The organism is Streptomyces sp. NPDC057474, assembly GCF_042802555.1.
In the GTDB taxonomy this organism is placed as follows: Bacteria; Actinomycetota; Actinomycetes; order Streptomycetales; family Streptomycetaceae; genus Streptomyces.
Window position 1 is genome coordinate 1 of the sequence record NZ_JBHVDX010000490.1, and the last position, 1,592, is coordinate 1,592.

At 73.3% G+C, this 1,592-nt stretch carries 2 protein-coding genes; both read left to right on the forward strand.

Going from position 1 to position 1,592, the window contains the following annotated elements; translation table 11 throughout:
• The first annotated feature begins 114 nt into the window (after positions 1-114).
• A complete protein-coding gene (locus ACFU53_RS47985; RefSeq protein ID WP_384006984.1) occupies positions 115-1,089 on the forward strand; it encodes a phosphotransferase family protein in 975 nt (324 codons plus the stop codon).
• Between the two features lie 179 nt (positions 1,090-1,268).
• A complete protein-coding gene (locus tag ACFU53_RS47990; RefSeq protein ID WP_384006987.1) occupies positions 1,269-1,529 on the forward strand; it encodes a hypothetical protein in 261 nt (86 codons plus the stop codon).
• The last annotated feature ends 63 nt before the right edge of the window (positions 1,530-1,592 follow it).

The following is a 1,592-nucleotide window of genomic DNA, read 5'->3' on the forward strand; positions in this document are numbered from 1 at the left end:
TGGGCGGCCGCTTTTGTTGTTTCTCCGACCGGGGGGTCCCGCGGGGGGCCCCCCCGGGGCCGCGGGCCCCCCCACGGCTGCGTACGACGTACGACTACGACGAGGGGGACCGGAGTGGACGACGGGGAGCGGGCGCGGCTCGTCCTGGCGGCGGCGGGGCTGCCGCCCGGGAGCCTCGCCGAGCGGCTGCCGCTCGGCGGCGGCACGTACAACACGGTCGAGGAACTGCGCCTCACCGACGGCACCCGGGTGATTCTCAAGATCCCCCCGCCGTCGACCACCCCCGGCCTGGCCTACGAGAGCGAACTCCTCGGCGCCGAGGCCGAGTTCTGCCGGGCCGCCGAGACCGTCGGCGTACCCGCGCCACGGGTGTTCGGAGCCGCCCTTGACGAAACCGCCCCGACCGGCCGCCACCTCCTGCTCACCCACTGCCCGGGCGGCGGGTGGGACGGTCTGGAGCCCGCCCAAGAGGCCTCGCTGCGGCGGGAGTTGGGCGGCCTGGTGGCTCGGCTCCACCAGGTGACCGGCCCCGGCTTCGGCTACCCGTCCGGCGTGTTCGGCCCCCTCGCCGCCGACTGGCGCACCGCCTTCACCGCCATCTACGACGGCGTACTCGCCGACGCCCGCCGCTTCCAGGCCTGGCTGCCCCACCCCGTGGACGAGGTGGCCCGTACCGCGAAGGCCGCGTACGACGTCCTCGACGAGGTGACCGTGCCGCGCCTGGTCCACTTCGACCTGTGGCAGGGCAACATCCTCGTCGAGCGCGGAAAGTCACCGCGCGTCGGTGGCCTGATCGACGGCGAGCGCATGTTCTGGGGCGACCCGGTCGCGGACTTCGTCTCGCTGGCGCTGCTCGGAGACATCCGGCAGGACGCCGACTTTCTGATGGGCTACCAGGAGGCGGGCGGGGAGATCGAGTTCACCCCCTCGGCCCGCAGACGCTACGCCCTCTACCGCAGCTACCTCTACCTGATCATGCTGGTCGAAGCGGTGCCGCGCGCCCTGGACGACGGGCACGTCGCGTGGCGGCGGGAGGCGGTGGCGCCGCAGCTGACGGCGGCTCTGGAGGAGCTGCGCGACCTTTCCTGACGGGACGCACCCGGTTCACGGAACGCTCGGTCCGAGCTGCACAGAACACCTGGTCCGAGTCGCTCGGAAGTTCCGGTCGGAGTCGCTCGGAACTTCCGGTCCGAGTCGCTCGGAACACCTGGTTTGAGTCGATCAGACCGAGGTACCCGCGCCCGGTGCACGACAGGAAGGAGCACGCCGTGACCGAACACCGGCTGGAGGGTCCCGGCGAGCAGGGGGACCCCGTACCGAGGGACATGCCCGACCAGCAGGCGAACGAGGGCGAGGACCCGTGGGAGGTGGCCCCGACGCGCGCCACCGACGACGAGCGGGACGAGGACGCGGCCGGCGAGGCCACCGACGTGCCCGACACGGACGAGGCCGGTACCGGCCGCCAGGGCGCACCGCAGTCGGGTGCCGTCAACCCCGAGCAGCCCGTACCCGACGAGCCGTCCGGCTGACCCCCGGCCCTTCGTTCCAGGGCGTCCCTGAGACTCGGCGCCTCCCCGGTGGGACCCGGGGAG